At 67.7% G+C, this 23,696-nt stretch carries 16 protein-coding genes and 1 tRNA gene; 6 read left to right on the forward strand and 11 right to left on the reverse strand.

Annotation, left to right across the window (positions count from 1 at the left end; all coding sequences use genetic code 11):
• From trpB to N2652_00240, 6 genes are all read right to left on the reverse strand, one after another.
• Nucleotides 1-963: tryptophan synthase subunit beta (gene trpB, locus N2652_00215; GenBank protein ID MCX7817636.1), on the reverse strand; the 963-nt coding region annotated here is incomplete at its 3' end.
• On the reverse strand, nucleotides 948-1,559 hold the full coding sequence (locus N2652_00220; GenBank protein ID MCX7817637.1) for a phosphoribosylanthranilate isomerase: 612 nt from the start codon (nucleotides 1,557-1,559) through the stop codon (nucleotides 948-950). The genes N2652_00220 and trpB, both read right to left, overlap by 16 nt.
• Before the next feature lie 253 nt (nucleotides 1,560-1,812).
• Nucleotides 1,813-3,459, reverse strand: a complete 1,647-nt coding sequence (locus N2652_00225) for a hypothetical protein (GenBank protein ID MCX7817638.1) — start codon at nucleotides 3,457-3,459, stop codon at nucleotides 1,813-1,815.
• 110 nt (nucleotides 3,460-3,569) lie between these two features.
• Nucleotides 3,570-5,987 carry a HEAT repeat domain-containing protein gene (locus tag N2652_00230; protein ID MCX7817639.1) on the reverse strand — a complete coding sequence of 806 codons (2,418 nt, stop codon included), beginning with the start codon at nucleotides 5,985-5,987 and terminating at the stop codon, nucleotides 3,570-3,572.
• Complete coding sequence (locus tag N2652_00235; protein MCX7817640.1) at nucleotides 5,932-7,245, reverse strand: Gfo/Idh/MocA family oxidoreductase; 1,314 nt, start codon at nucleotides 7,243-7,245, stop codon at nucleotides 5,932-5,934. Before N2652_00235 ends, N2652_00230 begins: the two co-directional genes overlap by 56 nt.
• The gene (locus N2652_00240; GenBank protein MCX7817641.1) at nucleotides 7,242-8,891 is read right to left on the reverse strand and encodes a ThuA domain-containing protein; all 1,650 of its coding nucleotides are present in this window, start codon (nucleotides 8,889-8,891) and stop codon (nucleotides 7,242-7,244) included. Before N2652_00240 ends, N2652_00235 begins: the two co-directional genes overlap by 4 nt.
• 159 nt (nucleotides 8,892-9,050) lie before the next feature.
• On the opposite strand from N2652_00240, the gene N2652_00245 reads away from it, so the two are divergent.
• Together N2652_00245 and N2652_00250 are read left to right on the forward strand one after the other, a co-directional pair.
• Nucleotides 9,051-9,142 (forward strand) — tRNA-Ser (locus N2652_00245).
• Nucleotides 9,143-9,370: 228 nt separating this feature from the next.
• On the forward strand, nucleotides 9,371-12,685 hold the full coding sequence (locus N2652_00250) for a glycoside hydrolase family 78 protein (protein ID MCX7817642.1): 3,315 nt from the start codon (nucleotides 9,371-9,373) through the stop codon (nucleotides 12,683-12,685).
• Here N2652_00250 and N2652_00255 read toward each other — a convergent pair.
• A complete protein-coding gene (locus N2652_00255) occupies nucleotides 12,589-13,413 on the reverse strand; it encodes an RNA methyltransferase (protein MCX7817643.1) in 825 nt (274 codons plus the stop codon). The genes N2652_00250 and N2652_00255 overlap by 97 nt on opposite strands.
• Before the next feature lie 103 nt (nucleotides 13,414-13,516).
• On the opposite strand from N2652_00255, the gene N2652_00260 reads away from it, so the two are divergent.
• The 4 genes from N2652_00260 to N2652_00275 all read left to right on the forward strand — a co-directional run bounded on the left by N2652_00260 (nucleotide 13,517) and on the right by N2652_00275 (nucleotide 16,048).
• Entirely contained in the window at nucleotides 13,517-14,944 is a 1,428-nt protein-coding gene (locus tag N2652_00260) for an arylsulfatase (protein ID MCX7817644.1), read from the forward strand.
• A gap of 231 nt (nucleotides 14,945-15,175) precedes the next feature.
• Nucleotides 15,176-15,379: a hypothetical protein gene (locus tag N2652_00265; GenBank protein ID MCX7817645.1), complete on the forward strand. Its 204-nt coding sequence runs from the start codon at nucleotides 15,176-15,178 to the stop codon at nucleotides 15,377-15,379.
• Nucleotides 15,380-15,439: 60 nt separating this feature from the next.
• Nucleotides 15,440-15,823 (forward strand): sulfatase-like hydrolase/transferase, encoded by a 384-nt coding sequence (locus N2652_00270; GenBank protein ID MCX7817646.1) that lies wholly within the window; start codon nucleotides 15,440-15,442, stop codon nucleotides 15,821-15,823.
• Nucleotides 15,824-15,829: 6 nt separating this feature from the next.
• Nucleotides 15,830-16,048 carry a hypothetical protein gene (locus tag N2652_00275; GenBank protein ID MCX7817647.1) on the forward strand — a complete coding sequence of 73 codons (219 nt, stop codon included), beginning with the start codon at nucleotides 15,830-15,832 and terminating at the stop codon, nucleotides 16,046-16,048.
• A 419-nt stretch (nucleotides 16,049-16,467) separates the two neighbouring features.
• Here the strand turns inward: N2652_00275 and N2652_00280 are convergent, their stop codons facing one another.
• From N2652_00280 to N2652_00295, 4 genes are read right to left on the reverse strand one after another with little or no spacing between them, the layout of a single operon-like run.
• A complete protein-coding gene (locus N2652_00280; GenBank protein ID MCX7817648.1) occupies nucleotides 16,468-17,175 on the reverse strand; it encodes a glycerophosphodiester phosphodiesterase family protein in 708 nt (235 codons plus the stop codon).
• Nucleotides 17,176-17,205: 30 nt separating this feature from the next.
• Nucleotides 17,206-18,066: a phosphoribosylformylglycinamidine synthase subunit PurQ gene (locus tag N2652_00285; protein MCX7817649.1), complete on the reverse strand. Its 861-nt coding sequence runs from the start codon at nucleotides 18,064-18,066 to the stop codon at nucleotides 17,206-17,208.
• A 17-nt stretch (nucleotides 18,067-18,083) separates the two neighbouring features.
• Complete coding sequence (locus tag N2652_00290; GenBank protein ID MCX7817650.1) at nucleotides 18,084-22,031, reverse strand: polysaccharide deacetylase family protein; 3,948 nt, start codon at nucleotides 22,029-22,031, stop codon at nucleotides 18,084-18,086.
• Entirely contained in the window at nucleotides 22,028-23,530 is a 1,503-nt protein-coding gene (locus tag N2652_00295; protein MCX7817651.1) for a glycosyltransferase family 2 protein, read from the reverse strand. Before N2652_00295 ends, N2652_00290 begins: the two co-directional genes overlap by 4 nt.
• Between the last annotated feature and the right edge of the window lie 166 nt (nucleotides 23,531-23,696).

Raw genomic sequence — 23,696 nt, forward strand, 5'->3', positions numbered from 1 at the left:
GAGCAATGCGTGTTCGGGACCAACCGCCGCATAGTCAAGGCCGGCGCTGACCGAATGCGTAAGTTCGATGTTGCCTTCCTCGTCCTGCAGCAGATAGGTACGCGTGCCCTGAAGAATGCCGACCCGGCCCCCCGCAAAACGGGCGGCGTGCTTGCCCGGCCGGATGCCCTCGCCGCCTGCCTCGACACCAATCAGCCTGACGTCGGATTCCCGAATGAACGGATAAAAAAGGCCGATCGCATTGCTGCCGCCGCCGACGCAGGCAACCAGCAACGTCGGCAGCCGCCGTTCTGCGGCGAGGATCTGGCGCCGGGCTTCCCGCCCGATCACGCTCTGGAACTCGCGGACCATCAGCGGATACGGGTGCGCGCCGAACACGGTGCCCAGCACGTAGTGCGTGGTGCGAACGTTGGTGACCCAGTCTCGCATCGCCTCGCTGATCGCCTCTTTCAGTGTTTGCTGTCCGGCGGTCACCGGCACGACTCGCGCACCCAGCATGCGCATGCGGACCACGTTCAACGCCTGCCGCTCCATGTCCACGCGGCCCATGTAGACGACGCATTCGAGGCCGAACCGCGCGGCCATCGTCGCGGTGGCGACGCCGTGCTGGCCAGCGCCAGTTTCCGCGATGACCCGGCGTTTGCCCATGCGGCGGGCGAGCAGCACCTGGCCGAGGGCGTTGTTGATCTTGTGGGCACCGGTGTGGCAGAGGTCCTCCCGTTTGAGGTAGACCCGTGCACCGATTCGTTCGGAGAAGCGCTCTGCGAAATACAGAGGGGTCGGCCGGCCGACGTACTCGCGCAGATGGGACTCGAACTCGCGGCGGAACAACGGGTCGCGCCACGCGCGCCGAAACTCCCGCTCGAGCTCTTCCAGCGGTGCCATCAGCGTTTCTGGCACGTGCCGTCCGCCGTACGGGCCGAACCAGCCGCGGGAGTCCGGAACGGTCACAGCGCGCGACATCGCTGCACGAACTCCTTCATCTTGGCCGCATCCTTCCGTCCCGGCGCGGACTCGACGCCCGTGCTCGCATCTACTCCCCAGGGTGCGACTTCCCGCACCGCGGCGGCGACGTTGTCGGGCGTCAACCCGCCGGCGAGCACCACGCGGCCCGGGAACGCGCGGGTGAAGGCGGCGGCGCGGTGCCAATCGGCCGGCAGGCCGGTGCCGCCGGGGTGTTGGCCAGTGCCGCTGTCGAGCACGATTGCCTCTGCCGGCCAGCCGGTCGCCGCGGAGACTGAGGCGGCCGCGGCGGGCATCGCTTTCCACACCCGCAGTCCTGCCGCGAGGGAAGGGGGTTCCTCGCCGTGGAGCTGTACGATCGTGAGCCCGGCAATGTCGACCGCGCGGCGCAACTCATCCGGCGCGGGATTCACGAACACGCCGACCCGTTCGAGGTCAGGCCGGAGGTCGGGCAGCCACTCGGCGACCTGCTCCGGCCGTACCGCGCGAACCGAACGGGGCCAAAAAACGAAACCGACCGCGTCCGGAGCGGCTTCGTTTGCAGCGGCGATGTCGTCGGCACGGCACAGACCGCAAATCTTGACAAACAACGGCACGCGGCTGTTCTACCCCACGCAGAGCCGGACCGCAAATCTGCAGCCGAAGGACGCTGCGCCGAAGTGGTGCGGAGCGAACCGCTTCCCGATTCGGTTGCGAAAATGCGCCAGCTGCCGCCCGACGTTCGCGAAACTCTCTCTCAAGGCGACCGGGTGCGCGGAAGTGCGGCAGGGCGGGGCCGTGAAAGAGGCCGGCCTGGCGCGAACGTCCTCGGCCTCGATGTAACGCGCCGCTGGTCACCGTGGTGCGCGGCTACCAGGGGGGGAGTGGGACGACGGAGATGTCATCGAACCAAACGGCGTCACCTTCTGCCTGCCGGACGCTGAGCATCAGCACCAGCTCGTCGGCCGCCTCCGGCGTGGTCACCAGGTCGCAGGCTCGCCGCCATCCATCGGGGAGCGGTTCGGCGAACCGAAGGCGCGGCATCGGCAGCGACCAGTTCCAAGCGCCGGACTGCTTCCAGCCGATCAGCACGGTCGCCGGACCGCCGCGCGCGTGCGCCTCGATGACGACGGGGGTTTGGGGAGGAAGCCGCACGGATGTGACGAAGCATCCCTCTTCGACGCCGGCGGCGTGCAGCGAGCCGGCGCACTTGCGGCCCACGTTCGCATCGACACCGAGACGACCGGCGCGTCGTTGTTCGCGGCGCCAGCGCGACCACCCCGCGGGGAGAGGGTCCTCGGCCTGCGCGGCGGTCACGTTGGTCGTGGGCGAGCAACTGCCATCGGCGAGCAGGTTGGTGATCGAGCCGGCGGTGCGCTGCCGTTCGACCCAGACGCGAGCCCAGCGGCTCGGATTGCGCGCGATCGCGAGGATGTCCTCAAATCCGGCGATGGAAGCGCTCCAGGTCCGGTTGGTCTCGCGGCCGGGCAGGCGCCAGCGGACCCAGTCGCACTGTTCCCCGTAGACCCAGACGAACTCATCGGCTGCCGCGGTTGCCGCGGCGAGGTTCGCGAGGAGCCGTCGCGCGCGCGATCCGTGCAGTTCGCCGAAGTACCACGGTGAGCCGGGCGGGTTGATGTACATGTCGAGGTAGATGCCGAAGCCGGCCAGGACGCGGGCGGCGTAGACCGGCTGCACGTCGGGGCCGACGAGCATACGGGCGGGACCGTGCACACGCCAGGCGCCGATGTGGAAGTCATGTCGGCTCGCATCGTAGCGGTAGGCGTGTTCGTCGCCATCCACCAGGCGGGCGCCAGGGGGCAGCGCTCGGAGCAGGCCGTTCAGGAACGAGGGCCAGAGATCTCCGGCCTCTTCGACGGCGCTGGCCGGGTCGGGATCGTCGAGGTGGTCGCGGCACATGCTGAACAGCCAGAAGCTCAGCAGCGTGATCTGTGGGTATTCTGCGGCGATCGCGGCCATGAGTTCCGCGCCGCGCTGCCGCGCGAGCGCAGCGCAGATCGGCCAGGGGGGATCGGTGGCGAGGCGGCGGTACTGATGAACTTCGTAGTAGTCTTCGGGATCCACCAGGATGCCCGCGGCCCGGCCCTCGCGGGCCAACCAGGCCAGCACGGCGTGGTTGGAGGCGATGCGGGCCCACGCGTCGTCGTCGGTCCATGCGATTCGGCGGGCGGGCGACCAATACGCCGTGAGGAAGTTATGGCGCAGACCGCCGTTTGCGCACGCGCGCAGCGCGATCACGTCATTGCTGAACCAGCTCCGCTGCCAGGGCGGGTCGGTGAAGATGCTGCAGCCGCGGGGCTCCGCATCGTTCTGTTTTGGCCCGCGGACGTGAAGCGAGACCCCATCGACCGGTAGGTTCGTCCACAGGTCCAGATGCGCGGCGACATCGGTGGGGTGGACTGCCAGCAGGTCCCAACCGTGGGCGATCAGTTTGCGCTCGACCGCGTCGGTCTGGCGTCCACCGGCGAGCAGCACGGCGAGGAGCAGCGCGTGCAACCGGCGCGCCGCGTTGCGCGGGAGAGCGACAGACGGACGACGGCGTGTCCAAGGATGGGATGGCGTGCGCGCGGCCCGGTCCAAGCGTTGGAAAGGCGAACACAGTGGGTTCATGGAACGGCGTCTCCGGCGCGGCGAAGGAGATCGCGTGCGCGGTTTGAGGCCTCGGGGAGATCGGTTGCTGTGGCGACTTCGCGCAGCGCCGCGATTGCGTCCGCTGCGTGGTCGGTGCCGAGCAGGGGCTCACACATTGCCAGCAGTGCGGTGGCCGTTTCGGTGCGAACGGCCGGCTCGCCGAGCCAGCGGCGGGCGAGCGCAATCAGCGCGGGGTTGGGAAGCACAGCGGCGGCGAGCCAGGCGTGCCGCTCGGCGGGTGTGCGAAGAAGCGGGTGAAGCTGTTGAAGCCATGCGGCGCGTTCCGCGGGGGGTACGGATGCGGCCGCGCACAGGCGCAGCGCACCAGCGAGCAAGCGAGCGCGCTGCGGGTCGTCGCCGGGCAGCCGGCGAGCGAGCGCGGTCAGCGCGGGCACCGCTTCTGGCGAGGTCCATTCGGCGAGCCGCCGGCCCGCTTCGGTGCGGACCTCCGGGGTTTCGTCATCGAGCGCGGCGATCACCAGCTCCAGCGCCACCTGGCCGCCGGCGGTTTGGGCGATGTTCAACGTGGTGATGCGGGCAGCCGGTGTAAGACGCTGCCATCGCGCGCGCAGACGACCGATCGCGCGATCACGGTCCGGCGTGCGGCCGAGCAGGTCGCGCCATGCCTGCGCGATCGCGGCGAGGAGCCTTTCATCTTCGCCCGCCCGCACCGCCAGGTCCGCCAGCGCCTCGTGAACGGACGGTGTGGCGAGTCGGCCGACGGCGCGAATGCATTCGGCGCGCAGGTCCGGATCGGGGTGCGCCCGGGCGGCGGTGAGGAGGGCGGGTAGGGCGGCGGGTGTGGCCCGACGGGCGGCGAGGCGCAGAAGTGCGTCGTTCGTGTGGGCGCCGACCGGCGCGAGGCGTGCGGCGATCGCCTGATCGACCTCCCTCCACGGAAGTCGGCGCAGCAGTGTCGCGGTGGCATTCGCGGTCGAGGGGTCCGGCGAATCGAGCAACGCGAGAAGATGTGAGGTGACTTCGGCGTCGGGCGGCCAGTCGGGAATTGCGGTGAGGGCTGCGAGGCGAATCTCGGGCGCTGCGCTCTGAAGGAATGAGAACAGTGCGTTCCAATGGGCGGGGTCTGCGCGGCGCGCGAGTGCAGCGACCCAGCCCGGCATAACGTGCGGGGGCAGCGCAGACGTCTGGGCGATTAGCGCGGCGGTGAGGTTTGAGCCGACGAGGTCGTTCTGGATCAACCAGAGTGCCAGATGGCGTCGGCGCGGGTCCTCGGCGGTCGCCCATTCGGCAAGCTGGGGTGGCGCTGCGGCGGGATTGAGCCGACACTGTTCGAGCAGGGCGAACTCGGCCGCCGCAGCCGCATGGGGTGTGGAGGCTACCGCATCGAGAAGACGGCGCGCGAGCGACGGATCGAGCGGTGCCAGTCTGCGGGCGGCGACCACCGCGGCGTCCGCCGCTGCGCGGCGTTGGGCCTGACCCGGACGAGCCTCCACATTGGTGAGTGCGCTGAGGAGACTTTCACCGGCGGCGGGGACGGCGATCTCGCCGAGCGCCCAGGCGGCGGCGTCGGCGATGGTTGGATCCGCGTCGGCGAGCAACGGTGCGAGGGAGTTGACCGCGTCGGGGGTCCGACGCCGTCCGAGGCTGAGGATGATGCCGAGTCGGCACTGGCCCGTGGTGGATCCCAGTGCGGCGCACAGCAGCCGGTCCGCTTCCGGGTCGGGGATGGACTCGAACACCATGCGCACTGCATGGGCACGGCGTTGGTCCGCCAACAAGGGGGCCAGCGTTGCGAGCGAACTCGGCGGAGCGTCGCTCGCCAGTGCGCGGCCGGCTTCCGTGATGAGGTGGTCGTCGGTGGCTGTCCGGAGGAGGGCGATCCAGGCGGCGGCTGGCAGCGACTCCTCCGTGGTGAACTGAAGGCACCGGCTCGGATCGACGCGATCGGCGAAGATCGCGGCCCAGCCGGGGCGGGGAGGGTCAGCAGGGATTGCATAGACGCCGGCGCGGCCGTTGGAGGGGGGATCGCTGAGTTCCCAGTAATACACGCCGGGCGGTGCGGGGGGCGAAACGGGCAGACGGACCGTTGCGTTGTCCGCGACATTTGTGAACTGTCGGGTGGCGAGTCGCTGCACCCGTGCGGTGGAGTCCCAGAGGGTGAGGGTGACGCGGACCGAGGGATTTCCCCAAGTGGGAACGACGACCTGCAGTGCGCGGAGGGAGCCGGTTGTGCTGAACACCTGGCCCAGGTGGCCGTGTTGATCGAGCGCAACAGGTTCGGCGGCGCTGGCCGGATGCAGAGCTGCAACGAGCGCGGAGAGCATCGCGGCGAGCGAGTGGCACAGCATGGGGCGGATCGCGGCGGCCGGCGGCACGTTACAGCCTCCAGGGCGGGCGCAGCGCAACGTCGCGCAAACGGTTTGCCTCTTCATCGCCCGGAAATTCTTCGCGGAGCGGATCCCAGCGGAGAGACCGACCCAGCCGCAGCGCGAGGATGATCAGGTGGCCGAGCGCGGCGGCGCGGTGGCCGAGCTCCGCGTCGGTTCGGGTGGGGCCGCGAGACCGGATCGCGTGGATCCAGTCGTCGTGGTGGTCCTGGAAATCGCCGACCTGGACGTCGAGGAGTCCGGCCTCTTCGAGCAGGTCGGCTGGACCGCCGCGAATCGGTGCGCCGGACATGGAGGTGATCCAGCCGCGCTCGCCGACGAAGACACCGCCGAACATTCCCCGCAGATCCGCGTCGGCCGGCACCGCGTGGTAGAGCCGGGCCACATCCGACCAGTTCTCGACCATGTGCAGCAAGGTGCCGTTCGCGTACCGGCAGGTGATGGTGGGGAACGCGCGATCTGCGGGATGGAGGATTTCCACGGGGCCGCTTCGCTCCATACCCAGCGCGTACTGAATGATGTCGGCGCTGTGCGAGTGGTGAGCGGTCACCGCGCCGACGCCGAAGTCCGAGCAGAAATGCCAGGGCACCACACCGGGGGGTGGATTGCGGTGGTATCGGGAGCTGTACGGCCGCCACGGCGCGGGTCCGATCCACATGTCCCAGTCCAACCCTTCCGGGACCGGTTCGGCGGGTAGAGCGGGATTGTGCGGATAGGGCAGGCCGTTCACCCGTGTCCAGAGCGTGAAGACCTGGCGGACCCTTCCGAGACCGCCGGTCCGTACGAACTGGCAGATGCGCCGGATGACGGGTTTCGAACGGTACTGCGTGCCGGTTTGGAAGACGACACCCCGCGCGTGCACGACGTCGGCGAGGCGCCGACCCTGCGCGAGAACGAGAGACACCGGTTTCTCACAGTAGATGTCTTTTCGGGCCCGTGCGGCGTCGGCGGCGATGATGGCGTGCCAGTGGTCCGGCGTGACGATCACAACGGCGTCCACATCGCTGCGCGAGAGCGCATCGCGGTAATCGTTCAGTGCGACGCAGCCGCGGCCGGTGCCCGAGTCGGCATTCTCGGCGATTTGGCGGGCGGCCTCGCGGCGAACGCGGTCGGGATCGCAGACGGCGATGAGCTGTACGTCGCCGCGTCCCAGCAGGTGCCGGAGGTGGCCGGTGCCCATCAGGCCGCAGCCGATCAGGGCGATGCCGATCCGTTCGCTGGGTGCAGTTGCGGTGGCGGCGAACGGAAGCACGACGGCGGCGCGCAAAAACTTACGGCGCGAAATGGGTGGGGCGCGATTCATCGTGCGGAGGAAGCGGGCTGGCTGGCCAGCGTGATCGCGATTTCGTCGAGCCATCTGACCAAGGAGCGGACCGCGGGTGAAGGAGAGCCGTCCGTGCCGATGTTTCCTGCGACAACCACGGTCAGGGTCCCGTCGCGCGGAGTTGCGGCGCGCAACACCCGGGAGAGGTCCATCGGTGGCGTTCCGCTGTTCCCGGCGAGCGCGAGCCGCTCGGCAGGGAACCAGAGGAGACGTGTGCGAGGTGGTAGCGGATCGGGCCCATCGTCCGCGAACGTGTTCTCGAGGAGCCATGCGATGCCGGCGTTTTCACGACCGCGATGGCCAGGAAGGACAGGCGACCGAAGTTCGATCACGCGAGGCGGGCGCCGCTCGGTCGCTGTTTCGGTTGCCAGACCGTCGCCTCCGGAGCGTTCGCACATTACGGTTTCGACGCCGAGGCGGGCGGCGAGCTCGTCCAGACGCGCAGCGTCGGGAGGGTTGGTGGCGGCGCCCGCGAACAGAACGAGCGGTCGCAGGCCAGCGGCGGCCAGTTCGATTCGAAACGCGGCCCGCTGCGCGGCGGTCATTGCGGGTTCGATGCAGACAGCAGCGTCGTCCTTCATCGGCTGTTTGTTCGCCAGCGCGATTCCATGCAGCGCGAGGCCGGCGGCGGCTCGACAGAGGCGGCGGACCGAGACGCTGTGCGGCGGGTCGCCGGCCAACGCGATCTGCCAACCGAGGCGGGACTGGGCGATGCGGCCGGGGCTGATCCGGCTGCTGGGCTGGTCGGGCGCAGTCAGATCGCCCAGCGCGTAGCGGAGTCCGGCGAGGAGGAACTTCAGCCACACGGGATCTTCAAACAGATGGGGCTGATGGCCGAGTGCGCAATAGAACACGCGACCTCGCCCGTGCCGGCGAATCCAGGCGATCGCGTAATCGGAGTCGGGACGAAAGGCGGGCATGTCCTGATTGCCGGGCACGAGCGCGCTGGCGGCGAGGTCCACCGAAATGAGCACTCGGCACCGGTCGCGGGACCAGGGATCGCTGAATCGGAAGAACTCGTCGGCGTGGTTGATCGAGGGGCTTGGGAATGCGCGCACCAGTGGGTGTTCGGGTTCGTCGAGGCGGAGGACGAGTTGCTCGTCCGCTGCGCGGTGGCGGGCCCCTCGGGCACCGAGCATCCACGCGAACTCCGGCCAGTCCTCGCTGCCACCGGGCCAGTGGACGAACGCGACGGAGGCACCATGAATGCCGATCAGCCCGCCTCCCGCCGCGACGAACTCCGCCAGCGACGTGCGCAGGTCTTCGTTGGTGAAGAGGTTGCCGACGGTGTTGTTGAGCAAAACGGCGTCGAATCGCGCGAGTGATGCGGGGGCGAAGACGATGGGATCACGGTGGACTTCGGCCTCGTAGGCGCCAGTGGACCTGCCGAGCTTCGTCAGTGCGGAGTTGGCCGCGGCGATGGAGGCGTGGCCGGGATAGCCGACATTGCGATCAAAGATCAGAAGACGGCGGGCGCCGGCGGGCGGGGGGGATGCTTCGGCAGGCGGAGCGGCGAGGATGCGCTCCGAGAGGGGTGCTGCCGACGGCGCGTCGGCGGGCAAACCGGGCGTGGCGCCGGCCGCAGCTAGCAGGAGCAACAGGGTGAAGGGCCGGCGAGTGAGCATGTGGCGCTGTCTACCTTTACGGGGCATGGCGCGTCAAGCTGCCGCTGTGGGCGCCGCGTCAGAAGCGGGGTGACACGGCCCATTGCGCTGGTCGAGTGCGCCAGAGAATCGCGCAGGTTGCGTGGCTGGCGCCGTTAGGTATGCTCATTCCCGAGGCCCGGAAGGGTGGCTGAGTGGTTTAAGGCACTCGACTCGAAATCGAGAGGGCGCTTAACCGTGCCCCGTGGGTTCGAATCCCACCCCTTCCGCCAGTGAACTCCGCGACACACGAGCGTCGAGCGTCGTGTCGTTTCGCTGGCCGAGGGGCAGCTGTCCGATTCCGCGAGGCGGTTGCGAGTGGGGTGGTCCCGCGGCAGGTCGGGAGGCGGAGGGTGTCTGGGCGGAATTGTCGATTTGCACCATTGCTCGATTGATGCGGGGCGCGGTGCAGGGAGCTTTGTCGCTGGTGCGATGTGGACGAGGTGAGGGGGTCTGAAGCGGTGAGAGCATTCTGCTACGGGTTGGTGGTCTGGGCAGGTGTGATTGCAGTGGAGGGTGCCCCCGAGGGAGCGGTGTGCCCGCTGGCTGCGCCGTATGACCTAAGGGTGGAGGGGATGGACAACCCGGAAGGGGTGGACGTGCCGGCTCCCCGGCTGAGCTGGAAGCTTCGGCCGGCGAGGGACGAGGCGCGCGATCTCGCACCGGCGGCCTACCAGATTCTGGTTGCTTCCTCGATGGCGGCGCTGGCCCGCGACGAGGGAGACTTGTGGGACAGCGGGCGGGTCGAATCGAGCGACACGATCTGGATTCCGTACGGCGGCCGGCCACTGCGTACGGGGCAGCGTTGCTACTGGAAAGTGCGCGCGTGGGAGCGATCGGCGCCGGCTGCGCCCTCGCCCTGGAGCGAACCGGCGCGCTGGATCGTGGGGGTGATGCGGCCGGAGGATTGGAGTGCGAAATGGATCGGGCCGAACCGCGCGACGTGTCCGCCGTCCGACTTGGGCGGGGCGAAGTGGATCGGCGCCGCGGTGGAAGACGGTACGGATGCCGGCCGTCCGGGCACGCGATGGTTTCGGCGCAGCGTCGAGCTACCGGCGACGGTGACGTCAGGTGTGACGTGGCTGGAGATCACCGCGGATGACTCCTATCAGGTGTACCTGAACGGGCGTTTGGCGTCGCGCACGTGGGGACATCTGAACCGGCCGCGTTGGGTTCGCCGAATCGACGTGAGCGAGTTCATGCGGCCGGGAACGAATGTGATTGCGGTGCAGGTTCCCAATGCGACGACGGGCCCCTGCGGTCTGCTGCTGGCGCTGCATCCGGCTGGGGGCGAGACGGTCGCCACCGATGGCCGCTGGTGGGTGGCGGAGGGCGGGAGACTGGAGGAGCGTGTCGGCGATGCGCCCGCGCCGCCCGCTGCGCCGTGGCGACCCGTGCTGGTGCTGGCCGAGCCGGATGGCGGGCCCTGGGGGCAGTTGGATCGGCGCGACGAACGGCTGGCGCCCGCCTTCGAGACAACGATTCGGGTGCGGCGGCCGGTGCGTGAGGCGACGATGTTCATCAGCGGCCTCGGTTTCTATGAGACGCGGCTTAACGGCACGCGGGTGGGAGATCGAGTTCTGGATCCTCCGCCAACGCGCTATGACCGGCGGGTGTTGTATTCGACGTATGATCTCACAGGACTGCTCGCTCCGGGCGAGGTGCGCTGGCGGATCGACCTCGGGCACGGCTGGTACGACGTGCGGACGGTCGCCGTGTGGAACTTCGACAACGCACCCTGGCGGGATGCTCCGCGAGTGATCGCGCAGTTGGACGTGCTCTATGACGACGGCACGCGCGATCGTTTCGGCACCGGCGATTCCTGGCACCACGTGGAGCCTGTTGTCGCCTATGATTGCATTCGGGAGGGGGAGCTGGTAGGGGTGCGGCGCTCTGATGCGCCGGACCTGGCGGCGAGGCGATTGCCGGCGGAGGTGGTGCCGGCGCCGGCGGGGCGGCTCGGTGCTGCGATGCTACCGCCCAGCCGTGTCACGCGCGAGCTGCCGCCCATGTCGCTGCGCGCGGTTGCGCCGGGCGTGTGGGTGGCGGACTTCGGCCAGAACCTCGCCGGTTGGATTCGGTTGCGGATACGAGAACAGCCCTCGGGTACGGTGGTGACCGTTCGATACGGCGAACGGCTTGCCGCAGACGGTCGCCTCGATCCCAAGCCCATTGACACCTTTTTCAAACATTCGGGATCGTTCCGGTGGCTGCCCGGTGGCGGATTTCAGACCGATCGGATCGTTGCGCGGGGTCTCGCCACGGAGGTGTTCGAGCCGCGGTTCGTCTATCACGGTTTTCAGTACGTGGAGTTGTCGGGCCTCTCGAACCCGCCGCGAGCGGAGGATGTGCGGGCTTGCGTGGTACACACCGACTTCCGCGATGCCGGCGGGTTCCAGTGCGACGTTGAGCTGCTGAACCGGATCTTCGAGTGTGTGCGGTGGTCCTACCGCGGCAACTTCGTGAACGGCTACCCGACTGACTGTCCGCATCGCGAGAAAAACGGCTGGACCGGCGACGCGCATCTTGCTGCGGAATTTGCAATGTACGCATTTGACAACGCACCGGCCTATGCGAAGTGGGTCCGCGATCTGCTCGATGAACAGCAGCCTGATGGCAGTCTGCCGGGGATTGTGCCGACCAGCGGCTGGGGCTACCAGTGGGGCAACGGTCCGGCATGGGACAGCGCGCTGCTGATCGTTCCATGGCTGCTGTACATCTATCGGGGCGACCGCGCAACGCTTGCAGGCGCCTACGAGGGCATGCGGCGATATGTCGAGTATCTGGAGGGGCGGGCGACGAACCACATTGTGAGCTTTGGCCTGGGCGACTGGATCCCGGTAAGGACAAAGACACCGGTGGAGGTGACGTCCACCGCCTATTTCCATGTTGACGCGCGGATCGTCGCCCGTGCGGCGCAGATGCTGGGGCGCGCCGAGGAGGCGCAGCGGTTTGAGGAGCTCGCCGATCGCATCGCGCGGGCGTTTCACGAGAGCTTCCATCGTGGCGAGGGCCGTTATTCGAATGCCGGTCAGACTGCGCAGGCGTGCGCGCTGCACCAGGGATTGGTTCCCGCCGATCTGCGGTCGGTCGCCGGGGCGCGGCTGGTGGAGGCGATCGAGGCGGCCGGGCGGGCGCCGGACTTTGGGGTTCTCGGCTCGAAGTATGTGTTTCGCGCCCTGAGCGAGATTGGTCGGACGGACCTGGCGTTTGCGCTGGCGACTCGCGAGGTGCCGCCCTCCTTTGGCGCTTGGATTCGCCGTGGCGCGACGACGTTTTGGGAGGACTGGGGAGAAGGCGCTTCGCGCAATCACGTGATGTTTGGCGACGTCGCCGCGTGGATGATGCAGTATCTGGCCGGCCTGCGCCTGCATCCGGCGGTCTCCGCGGTCGGTCTGACCTGCGATACGACGCGACTGGCGTTTCGCGAGTTTGTGATTGCACCGGAACCGGTGCGGGGACTGGGGCGTGTGCGCGCGTGGCACGATTCGCCGCAGGGCCGGATTGAGGTCGAGTGGCGCGTGGTGGCGGATCGGTTTGAGATGGAGACGGTGGTGCCGGTGGGCACGCGGGCGTGGGTGGTGTTGCCGGTGCGTGCGGACGCGGCGGCAATTCAGGCCGAGGGGCGGCCGCTGCGCTGGGCGGACGGCCGAGCGGGGTTCGTGGTGGGTTCTGGTCGCTACCGTTGGGCGTGCGGAATGTCCGGCGGAGGGACCGCGACGCCGGGGGGTGGGGGTTCGGCCGCGCGGGCGGCCTCGTCGGCGAGTGCGCGGTAGCGACGGTACTGCGCGGCGAGCCAGCGTGCCTGTCGGCAGACGCCCATCAACAGGCGCACGTCCGCGTCGGACAGGGGACCCCGGCTGAATGCGCGAAGAAAACCGAGCATCATGTGATCGGCCTTGTGCGGTTGCATAAAGCCGATTTCCAGCAGCATCTGTCGCCACATGTCGAAGAGGCGGGCTTTTGCTTCCATCGTCGCCTCGGGCGTTCGTTCTGCAGGCGGCTCGAACTGACCAGCCGTCACGTACAGCTCGTAGGCGCAGACCGCCACGGCCATCGCAAGATTCATAGAAGGGTAGGCGGGCGAGTTCGGGATGCGGATCAGCAGCGGGCACAGCGCGAGATCCTCGTTGGTGAGGCCGTCGTCCTCGGGTCCGAACACGAGCGCGACGCGGCGGTCTGCCGCCGCGGTGAGGATGCGCGGGACGGCGCGTCGCGGTTCGACCGCGTGCGAGCGGTAAAGTCCGCCGCGGCCGGTGGTGCCGACCACGAGGCCGCAGTCGGCCACCGCGTCTGCGAGCGAGGGCGCGTCGCGGTGCGCGCGCCAGATGTCGTGCGCGTGCGCGGCCATCGGGTGGAGCGAGGCCATGTCCTCGCGCGGACCGCCGCCCGCAATGACGAGATCACGGAGACCGAAGTTTTTCATCGCGCGGCAGACCGACCCGATATTGCCGCCGTAGATCGGGCGGACCAGCACGATGCGGATACGGCGCAGCGGGTTCATCGGGCGGGATTGTTGCGGGAGGCCGGCGGGCGCGCAATCCGGCCGGCTGGACTGGGGCCGCTTCGCGTGCGAGGATCCAGGGGACCCGAAGAGCCACCGACACATGAACCGACGGAGCGACTGGTTGGCGCTGGCGGCGATGGTGCAAGTGGCCGCGGCGCGACCGAACTTCGTTTTCATCCTTGCGGACGATCTCGGCTACGGCGAGCTGGGCTGCTATGGGCAGACGGTGATCCGAACGCCGAGACTGGATCGCATGGCGGCAGAGGGGCTTCGCTTTACTCGTTTTTATGCCGGGGCGACAGTGTGTGCGCCGTCGCGCAGCGTGCTGATGACCGGCGAACACCAGGGCCGCACACGGGTGCGCGGGAATGCGCCGAGGTCGCGAGCGCTCGCGCAGGCGCTGCGACCCGAGGATCTGACCGTCGCGGAAGTTTTACAGCGGGCGGGCTATCGGACGGGGCTGGTCGGCAAATGGGGGCTAGGCGACGTCGGCGCTGCGGAGTGTGGTCTGCCGCTGCGGCAGGGCTTCGACGAGTTCTACGGTTATCTGAACCAGACCCATGCGCACAACCACTTTCCCGACTATGTATGGCGAAACGAACAGCGCGAGCCGTGGCCGAACGAGTGCATTGCGGTGGGCGAAGAGGGCGGCGGCCATGCGACCAACGCGGTGGTATTTGCGGATGACCGGTTTGCGGAGGAGTGTCTGGCGTTCGTGGAGCGGCACCGGGACCAACCATTTTTTCTCTACTGGTCGCCAGTAAGCCCCCACGCGAACAACGAGCGCGCGAGGGTGCTCGGGGACGGAGCGCACGTGCCGGACTACGGCCCCTATGAAGCGGAGGATTGGCCGCCACCGGACAAGGGGCACGCGGCGATGGTGACTCGGCTCGACGGGCACGTCGGGCGGCTGCTGGATCGGCTACGCGATCTGGGGATTGCGGAGCGAACGCTGGTGTTTTTCTCCAGCGACAACGGCCCCCACAGCGAGAGCGGCCATGATCCTTCCCGTTTCCGCCCGGCGGGGCCGCTCACCGGCATGAAGCGCAGTCTGACCGAGGGCGGCATCCGGGTACCGGGCATCGCGTGGTGGCCCGGCGTGATTGCGCCGGGGCGGGTGACGGATCACGTGGCGTACTTCGGCGACTGGTTTGCGACGGTGTGCGAGCTGGCCGGCGTTGCGACGCCGGCGGGGCTGGACTCGATCAGTTTTGCCCCGACGCTCCGCGGCGACGAGGCTGCTCAGAGACGACATGAGTTTCTCTACTGGGAGTTCCACGAGCGCGGTTTTTCTCAGGCGGCGCTCTGGCAGGGGCGGTGGAAGGGCATTCGCGAGGGCGGTGCAGACGCGCCACTGCGACTGTACGATCTGGCCGCGGACCTCTCCGAAACGAACGACCTGGCCGCGGTGCATCCGGATATCGTGGCGAAGCTTTCTCGTTATCTCGCGAGCGCCCGGACGGAATCAGAGGACTGGCCGATCCGCCCGCCGGCTCGGCAGGGCGTTGAGCGGACCCGGGGCCAATGACGGTGGGCGGCCCAGTTTGCTGATCGCGCTCGGCTGCTATGGCGATGGGCTGGTGACATCGCCGGAACATTCACTGGCTCGCGGCAAGGGGGGTGAGGTTTGAAGGCGCGTACTGTTTGTTCCCCTTGCCCGGGCCGAGCCGCGAAGCGTTTCTGACCGGCCTTTATCCTCGCTCCACGGGGATCTTCTCCAAAGGAGGTCTTTCGGGCGATGGTTCCACCGTAGGTCAGTTTGCCGCAGGCGTTTCGACTCGCGGCCGGGTGGGCGATTCGGGGCGGCAAGCTGGACCATGACGCGGCGCCGGGTTCAATCGGCACGAGGGGGCACGGCGAGCCTGTCTCGTGGGAGGTGCAGATCAATCCGGCCGGCGTGGACCGGCTGAGTGAGGAGCCGGACATTTTTCCCTGGTGCCGGGACAGTTCGGCGGAACCCTGAGCTGCACCGCGTCGCCGCATTGGGAGCGACTCCAGACCGACTCTTGTCGCGGCCGAAGCGATCTGGGCGCTGGTGCGGACGGCGCGTCAGCGTGAACGGCCGTTCTTCATCGCGGTGGGTTCTTGTCGGCTCCACACATCCTTTGTTGCGCCCACAAGGGATTTTGACCTGTATCCCATAAAGCGGATGCCGGTGGTGGGCGGGGTGGAAGAGGATCAGCGTGACATTCCGGGGGCGGCGCTGATGAGGCGAAAGCCGGAACAGGACTCGCTGACCGACAAGCTGCGCCGGCGGTGCCGGCAGGCCGATGGGGCGAGGATCACGTTCATGGATGTGCAGCTCGGTCGAGTGCTGGACGAGCTGGAGCGGCACCATCTGACCTCGAACGCGGTGATCGTGTTTGCCAGTGGCCGTGGCGATCACAGAGGCGAACACGGTCGGTGACAGAAGATGAGCCAGTTTGAGCAAAGTGCGAGGGTGCCGCGGGTCATCGTCGCGCCGGGCGTGGCGGTGTCCGGTGGAGTCGCGCGAGCGCTGGTGAGCCATGGAAACCTATATCCGTCCCTTGCGGAGCTGCGGGTTCGCTACGCCGAGCAATCTGCAGGGCAGAGTCTTGTGGCGATGCTTCGCGGCCCGGCGCATCACGGCCGGATGGGGGCGCTCACGTAAGTGGCGCGGCGACGCGGGGTGCGTCGAGCAGATGGCGCGGGAATGACGAACCTGACCGAATGCGGTTACTCGCTACGAACGGAGTGCTGGCGGCACACCGCCTGGGACGAGGGATAGGAGAGGGGGAACTCTACGATCATAACCACGATCCAGGAGAGCTCACGAACTTCGTGCGGGCGGCGGTGCGAACCGACTCGGGGCCGGTTGTCCGAAGCGATGGCGATATCATCGGCGTCTCATGCCGGCCGACGGGTAATCGCTCGCCCGCGACTACCCCACTGCCTGCGCGGACAATCTGCGACGCCGCCGCCCCGCAGTTGGCGCGTGTGACCGGTCGCTGCGCAGGAAAGGAAGAGCGGGCCGGGCATCAATCGCGGCAGTCCAGAAGGGCTGGCAAAGAGTGGTGGCCCCTTGGTGGATCAGGGGCAGTGTTTCAACGCCTCGCGCAGCCGCGCTGGCGTATCGGTGATCAGCACCGCAACGCCCGCTTGGGCGAGCGCAAGCGCGCGTTCGGGATTGTTCACGGTCCACGCCCACACCGCAAGGCCGGCATCATTGGCGTGGCGGACGAGGTCCGCGCTAATGAGGTCTTCGCGAACGCTGAGGAACGAAATCCCCTCGGGCCGCCAGGGATCGGCGGCACTTTCGATCAGACGGCCGGTGGGCAAGTCGGGTGCCCGTTCGCGGCAACGTGCGAGCACCATCGGATCGGCGGCGGTCAGCCAGCAGCGGGATCGGGCCGACGACGCGCCGACGATGGCGAGCACGCGATCCGCGAGCTGCGGTGACGCGTCCGGGTCGTTCTTCAGGTCCAGATTGATCAGTTCAACCTTCGCGATGGCGAGCGCTTCCGCCAGCGTGGGGATTCGCTCTCCGGCATAGGTGGGGCTCCACCACGATCCGGCGTCGAGCGCCGCAAGGTCGGTGAGCAGACAGTGCGCCACCGGGCGGGGATCGCCGGTCGTGCGCAGCAGATCGGGGTCGTGCAGCAGTACGGGTTCGCTGTCACGAGTGAGGCGGACGTCGAGCTCGACGCCATCGGCCCCCTCGAGGATGGCGGCGCGGATTGCGGCGAGCGTGTTTTCCGGGGCGGAGCGGGAGGCGCCCCGATGGGCGACGATTTTCATGGAGGGCATTGGTCCACGTGAGGGCCGTGTCTAGGCCGGCGCGGCGGCCGGCGCTCGGGCTGTGGAGAGGAGATATTGCACGGCGTTGCGGAAGATCGCCACACCGAGCCCTTCGGCGGGTAGCGTTCCTTCGAGGCGCTGACGAACGGCCGAGGGGTGCTGCTCCGGGTACAAATAGGCTTCGGGATGCGGCATCATTCCAAACACGCGACCGCTCGGGTCGCAGAGGCCGGCGATCGCGTTCAGCGACCCGTTGGGATTGGCAGGGTAGCGGTGGGCGGGCTGACCGGTATCGGGGTCGACATATCGGCAGACGGCCAGATGTTCCTTTTCGATGCGTGCGAGCACGCGCCGGTCCGGCGCGACGAGTTTGCCCTCACCGTGGCGCACCGGCAGGTCCATCGGCGGCAACCCTTGGGTGAACACGCAGGGACTGGCGGGGTTGAAACGGATCCGGACCCACAGGTTGCGGAACGTGCCCACGTCATTCATTGCCAGACTGACGCGGGGGCGGAAGTAGTCGCCGTCGAAGGCCGGTACCATGCCCAGCCGGGCGAGGATCTGGAACCCGTTGCAGATGCCCAGCACCAATCCCCCCTTGGCGAGGAACTCCTGAAGCTGTTCGCGCAGGCGGTGTCGCAGACGGGCGGCGATGACGTGGCCGGACCCCATGTGGTCGCCGAAGGAGAAGCCTCCGATGAACATCAGCGCACGGACGCCGCTCAATGCGCCGGCATCGGCCAGAAGGTCCGCAAAATGCAGGGGGAGGGGATCCGCGCCGGCGAGGCGCCAGGCCGCGATTGATTCGGCTTCGCAGTTGAACCCGTAGCCGGTGATGATCAACACGCGTGGCCGTTCCCCGGAAAGCGAAGCTGTAGCAGCCGACGACATCGGGCGGAACCTCGCGATCAATAGCCGATCAGCAATCCCTCGAAGCCGGCGAGGTCGGCAGGGGTGAGCGATGCCCGACGGGCGATTCGCAGCCGGAGGCCATCCCCCTCCCCGCGGTCGACCGAACCGCCGCTTATCACGGCGCAGCGGGCGGACTGCGCGGCGGTGTCCATTCCCAGCACGATGATCGTCAATCCGCTGGCCGCCAGACGCTCCGCAAGCGCGGAGATCCAGTCGTCGCCCGGCCAGGTTCGGAAGGCGAGCACGAGCCCATCCGCATTGACCTGACGGACGCGGCCTTCGATTTCCGACGGGACCGCGCCGGCGGCGCTCCGGCATTCCACCATCGGCAACAGCCAGATGCGGTGGTACCGCGCGAAGATGTGGTAGACGGCCGGATCGGGTGTGGCGGGCCCGGTCCAACGACCGTCAGTTTCCACCGTGAACCAGGCCGGACACAGCGCGGTGAGGAACGGCGTGTCGTTACGGATTGCGGCCAGTTGCTGATCGGTTTCGTCGCCGGAGCTGGTGGGAGCGAGCGCGGCCAAGCGCGGCTGGAGGGGCCCGGCACGGAGCGAGGTGAACTCTGCGGCGGCCTGACCGCGGGTGGGCGAGTGGACCGCGAGGCCGATCCATCCGGCACGGATGTCGGAGGGAATCACGAGCCGTGTCGCGAACGCGGGCTCGCCGTCGACGAAGCCCATCGCGCCCCGGCCGTTGACTTCCAGACGCAGCGGAGTGAAACCGGCGGGCGGGATCCACTCGCGCTTCATTTCCTGCAGCAGACGCCCATCGCGCCAAACCTGGAGGTGCAACCGGCCCTCGGTGAAGCCGAACCGTACGAGGTGGCGTTCGGTGCGACGAGCGTACAGCCACACACCGCCGTGAATCCCGCCGACGGAAGCTTCCACGAGCGCGTCGCGGGTCTGCAGTGAACCCAGCAAACGGGCGGAGGCTTCCGCATAGGCTTCACCTGCGGCGAGGCGGATGCCGCCGCCCGCACGCGCAGTCACGTCGCCGCCCTCGATCCACCAGCGGTTCGAGAGGCGTCCCTCCGCCATCGTCTCCACTGCGGGAGTACCGACCGGCAGAAGCCGTGCGCAGAGCTCGGCGATTCGGGGATCTCGGTTGTCTGCTGCAATGGCGCGCAACGTGGCCATCAGCGGGGCGGCGGCGGGGAGCGCGGGAAGCTCGTACTTCCAGCACGACTGCGCAAACGGAAGATGGTTGAAGGGCTTGAGACCGGCGTTGGCCAACCGCTCGATCGCGTTCCGGTACTCGGCGGCATCCCGAGTGTGGCGCACGACCATGGCGAGCGCCTCGACGTGTTCGGGCTGGACTTTCAACAATTTTCTGGCCGCATCCAGCGCTTCATCGGTGCGGCGGTTGTCGACCAGCCACCGTGCCTGTGCGAGCAGAATATCCGGGTTGCCCGGGAAGAGTCGCGCGTACAGGTTCAAGGACTGCATTGCGCGCTCGGATTCCCCCATTGCGACCAGCACACCGGCCCGGCGGATCGCGAGGGTGATCTGGCCGGGGTCGAGGTCCAGACTACGATCGTAGTGCTCCACTGCACCCCGCAGGTCGCCTTTGCGCGAGAGCGCATCTCCGATCAGCATGTAGACCTTCGGGTTTTCGGGCTCAATGCTCCTCCATTCCTGCCACAGCTGCACAGCGCGGTCATACTGGCCGTCGAGATAGGCCGCCAGTCCCTCTTGCTGCAGTCGGGCGGCGCGGCTCTCCTCCGTCTCGATGCCGCCGCGTTCGGCCGCGCCCGGGATCATGAAAAAGAGGGGCATTTCCTCTTCGCTGGCGGGTGCCGGCACTTCCTCCACCTTCACCACCGAAACCCCCGTTGCGGTCTGACCGGTGGTCAGAGGGGAACCCGCCGCGACGGCGATCTGAGCTTGCGGGACCATCGCGAGCAGCGAGGCCACGTGTGAGCGGGTCTCCAGCGTGGGAGGCAGCCGGACCAGCAGCCGAAGACCGTTGGTGGCGAGCATCGAGCCGCACTGGCGCAGCCAGCTGGCAATGGCGGGCAATCCCGCGTCTTGCGCGGCGGACAGATTGACGAACAGCCCGTCGAACCGCTGGGCGATTGCGCGTTCTGCCAGCAGTGTCGGCGCGGCGCGCTGCAGCGCCTTTTCATCGGGCAGCAGCACTTGTGGCAGGTAGCGCAGGTGGTTCACACGGGCAGCGAGCCGATAGACGTCGATCTCGGCCGGGGAGGCAAGGCTGCCGCCGCCGGTGCGGTCGTCCCAGATCGGGCACAGCTCGGTGAGACGGTAGGCCTCTTGATGCACCCACCGAAAGGCGTAAGGTTCGGCAGGCCCACCGGCCAGCGAGACGGCCATGGGGGACTGTTCACGCACCTCAACGCCGCGGAGGCGGGCTCGCGCCACTCCCCGTTGCGCTGCCCAGACGCTGATGCCGACCATGCCGGGGCGCACGTCGCCGCGCAGCATTCCCCGGCTCTGAAAGACTTCCTTGCCATCGAGCCGCGCAAAGAGGAGGCGGTCGCGCAGGTAGAGTTCCAGCGTATGGTCTTTGGTCGGGCTCAGAGGCACTCTGGAGGAGGCGAGCGTAAACCGTTCGCTGCCGACGAACTTTTGGCGCAGCCACACGCCCGTGTCCTCGGCGTCCTCGCCGATCGGGACCCGTTCTCGCCCTTGTGAGAGCTGGCGCAACCACACCTCGCCGGCCGGATCGAGTCCTACGTAGACGTACGATTCACTGTCCGGCGACGCGCGCAGGTACAATCCGAGCTGTCCGCGCTCCAGGCGGAAGCGCACCCGCGCATAGAAGTTGCTGTTCAGGTCGCTGCCGGCCAGCCACATTTTCGCGCCGGTCGCGTTGGTGGATGCGAACAGCACCAGTGAACCGTCGGGTTCCTGGGACATTTCGCCCCAGTCCACCACCCAGGCCGACGCGATCGGTCGGCCGTCCTTTTCGAGTATGGGCGACTCGTTCGGCCAGGCGAGATCGAGACGGCGCACCAGGTCCGCGCCAGACCATTCCGGGCGCACGAGCAGCCGATTCAGCCGACGGGGGTCGCTGAAGCGGGTGTTCAACGCGAGGTTGCCAACGATGAAGCCGAGCCGGTAGTGCCGGCCGACCAGGCCGAGGTTGATCGGCCTCGTGGCGACCGCCCGATGCTGGTACTGGCCGAAGTCACCGAACGGATAGGCGTAGGCCAAGGGGGTGACGCCGAGGTTCCGCTCGATCAATTCCCGGCAAGTCCGATGGTCGCGGTCAAGCCGCGCCTGAAACTCCTCCAGTGTTTCGAAGCGTTGTTCGTCTGCCTTCCAGAGCGGTGCGGTCATGAAGTTGCCGGTCAAACCTTTTGGGCTGGAGACGATGCGCTGGACGCCCTCGTGACTTTCCGCGCCGATCTCCCACAGGCCGGACCGAAGCATGCTGCGCAGGTACGGCCACAGCAGGGCTGCGGGATCCCCGTCCACGATCGGTTTGGTCCAGAGAAACATCACCGCGTTCCATCCGGTCCGGCGCAGGACGGAATGCGTCGCGAAGTAGGAGGTCTTCCGCGAGTGATCGAAGGTGACCAGCACCGCACGGCGCGGCAACGGCCGACCATCCCGAAAGAGCGCGTCGACATCCGCCAGACGGATCGGCTGATATCCGGCGGCCTTCAGCGCTTCGATGTGTTCGCGGAAGCGGTCGGGCGAAACGTCGCCTTCCTTCGTCGAGACGCCCTCATACGCGATCGCGACAAACGAGACGGCATCGCGCGGGCCGGTGTGGCGCGCGCGGGGCCACAGCACGCGTTCCATTACGATCTTCACCGGCACCCACCATGCGACCAGCAGGCAGAGCGCCGCCAGAAAGTGCAGCCAGGAGGTCGTATAGGCCACTTTGACGGGTGGTGTGGGACGGCGGTTGTAGAGCGTGTCGTTCGATGGCGGCTCCGGGTTGATGGCCGCCGCGGGCGGCTCCGTGGTGCTCATCGTGTCCCCCAGTGCGTCTGCCGGACCGTCAGCAGGGAATAGTAGCCCTGCCAGCTGAAGAACAACACGTACGTGATGGTGAAAAGAAATCCGGCCCACCAGTGCGGCCGGCTGGTTTTTTCGAGGTAGTAGAACGACCACAGCAACGTCACCAGCAGTACGCCGATCACGTAAAAGCCGGCGGGCCGGCCGTACACGATCGGTCCGATCACCAGCGCGTGCAGCATCACTAGCGGCGCAATCAGCGGCAGGATCGTCATCGCATACCAGGACACTGCGGCGACGGGATGCTTGCGCCACATCCATCGGCCGGCGAACAGCATTTCGCGCACCCACGAGCGCTTCCATCGCGCCTGCTGCCGGATGTACTTGCCCCACGTTTCGGGCACGATCGTGGTCGCCAGCGCCTCGTCGTCATAGAGGATGCGGTAGTCGCGCAGCAGGAAGTTCGTGAGGCTGCGATCGTCGCCATAGGTGCAGTAGCGGCCGAGGAACTTTTGATGCAGCCAGCGGTCAAGCACGTTCAGCACGCAACTCTTGCGGTAGGCGGAGAAACAGCCCGGGCAGCAACTCACCGCGCCGAACACGCTCTCGGCCGCCTTCATCACGCGGTAGGAGACAAAGTAGCGCACGTCCTGCATTTTCGTGAGCGCATTCACGTTCACGTTTTCGACGTCGGTGTGTCCCGCCACCGCGGCGACGGTCGGATCGGCGAGGCCCTGGAGGACCTTCCGGATTGAGCCGGGCAGCAGAAAACTGTCGGAGTCTACGTAGATGAGGAACTCGCCCCGCGCGAGGAGCGCGCCAATCGCCATGCCGTGTCGTTTGCCCTTGTTCTCTTCGAAGTCCACCACCACCAGAGACGGGTGACGCCCCTGCGCGGCGAGCATTTCGTCCAGCGTGTTGTCCGTGGAACCGTCGTTGACGACAATCACCTCGAGGCGGTCGTGCGGGTAGCCCTCCGCATAGATGCGACCGATGGTTTTCCCGATCGAGTCGCCCTCGTTTCGGCCCGCAATCACCACCGCCGCGGTCGGCTCGAAACCGACATCCGGGGGCGCGACGTAGAACGCGGCGATCACAAAGCGCGACAGGATGAACGCGCCGACGGTGAGGCTGTACAGGTTTACCCACGGCTGGTACCAGAAGTACTCGAGATTTTTCAGCTTGATGTAGATTGCCAGCGACAGCAGCACGATCCCGATGATGCCGAGCAGCACCGTCGGGCCCCGGCCGAGCTGACGATAGCCCTCGTGAACGCTTTTCGCGCCGACCACGCCCTCGGGTTCTGGTGACCATGGCCGCGCCGGGCCGGTCTCGACGTGGAGTCGCGACTGGCAGAACGGGCAGACCACCGGCGCGGGCGCCTCGACGACGTGTATCGAGAGCCGGCAGAGCCCGCACCGGCATCGGCGGGCCGTTCGGGTCGCGGAGCCGCTGGCACGTGCCGGGGGGCTTTCCTGTAGCGCGGCAGATTCGGCCGGCGGTGTGGCGACCATGGCAGCTGGATCAGATCGCAATGATGCCGTCTCCCATGCAGCCCATTGGTTTGAGCTTAGCACAGCGACGGTCCCATGTGCAAAGCAGCTGAAATGTAAAAATGAGATTCATGCGCCAGCCCGTGCCGGCCGACGCGGCGGTCGTGCACGGCAAAAGTGCCCAAGT

This window comes from Kiritimatiellia bacterium, assembly GCA_026417735.1.
Lineage (GTDB): Bacteria > Verrucomicrobiota > Kiritimatiellia > PWTM01 > PWTM01 > CAACVY01.

What these genes read in the sequence shown, in the direction of transcription:
- N2652_00285 (MCX7817649.1), bottom strand. Translation starts at nt 18,066, where the DNA reads ATGTCGTCGGCTGCTACAGCTTCGCTTTCCGGGGAACGGCCACGCGTG.
- N2652_00255 (MCX7817643.1), bottom strand. Translation starts at nt 13,413, where the DNA reads ATGAACCCGCTGCGCCGTATCCGCATCGTGCTGGTCCGCCCGATCTAC.
- N2652_00280 (MCX7817648.1), bottom strand. Translation starts at nt 17,175, where the DNA reads ATGAAAATCGTCGCCCATCGGGGCGCCTCCCGCTCCGCCCCGGAAAAC.
- N2652_00290 (MCX7817650.1), bottom strand. Translation starts at nt 22,031, where the DNA reads ATGAGCACCACGGAGCCGCCCGCGGCGGCCATCAACCCGGAGCCGCCA.
- N2652_00275 (MCX7817647.1), top strand. Translation starts at nt 15,830, where the DNA reads ATGAGCCAGTTTGAGCAAAGTGCGAGGGTGCCGCGGGTCATCGTCGCG.
- N2652_00235 (MCX7817640.1), bottom strand. Translation starts at nt 7,245, where the DNA reads ATGAATCGCGCCCCACCCATTTCGCGCCGTAAGTTTTTGCGCGCCGCC.
- N2652_00260 (MCX7817644.1), top strand. Translation starts at nt 13,517, where the DNA reads ATGAACCGACGGAGCGACTGGTTGGCGCTGGCGGCGATGGTGCAAGTG.
- N2652_00240 (MCX7817641.1), bottom strand. Translation starts at nt 8,891, where the DNA reads ATGCTCACTCGCCGGCCCTTCACCCTGTTGCTCCTGCTAGCTGCGGCC.
- N2652_00230 (MCX7817639.1), bottom strand. Translation starts at nt 5,987, where the DNA reads ATGAAGAGGCAAACCGTTTGCGCGACGTTGCGCTGCGCCCGCCCTGGA.
- N2652_00295 (MCX7817651.1), bottom strand. Translation starts at nt 23,530, where the DNA reads ATGGTCGCCACACCGCCGGCCGAATCTGCCGCGCTACAGGAAAGCCCC.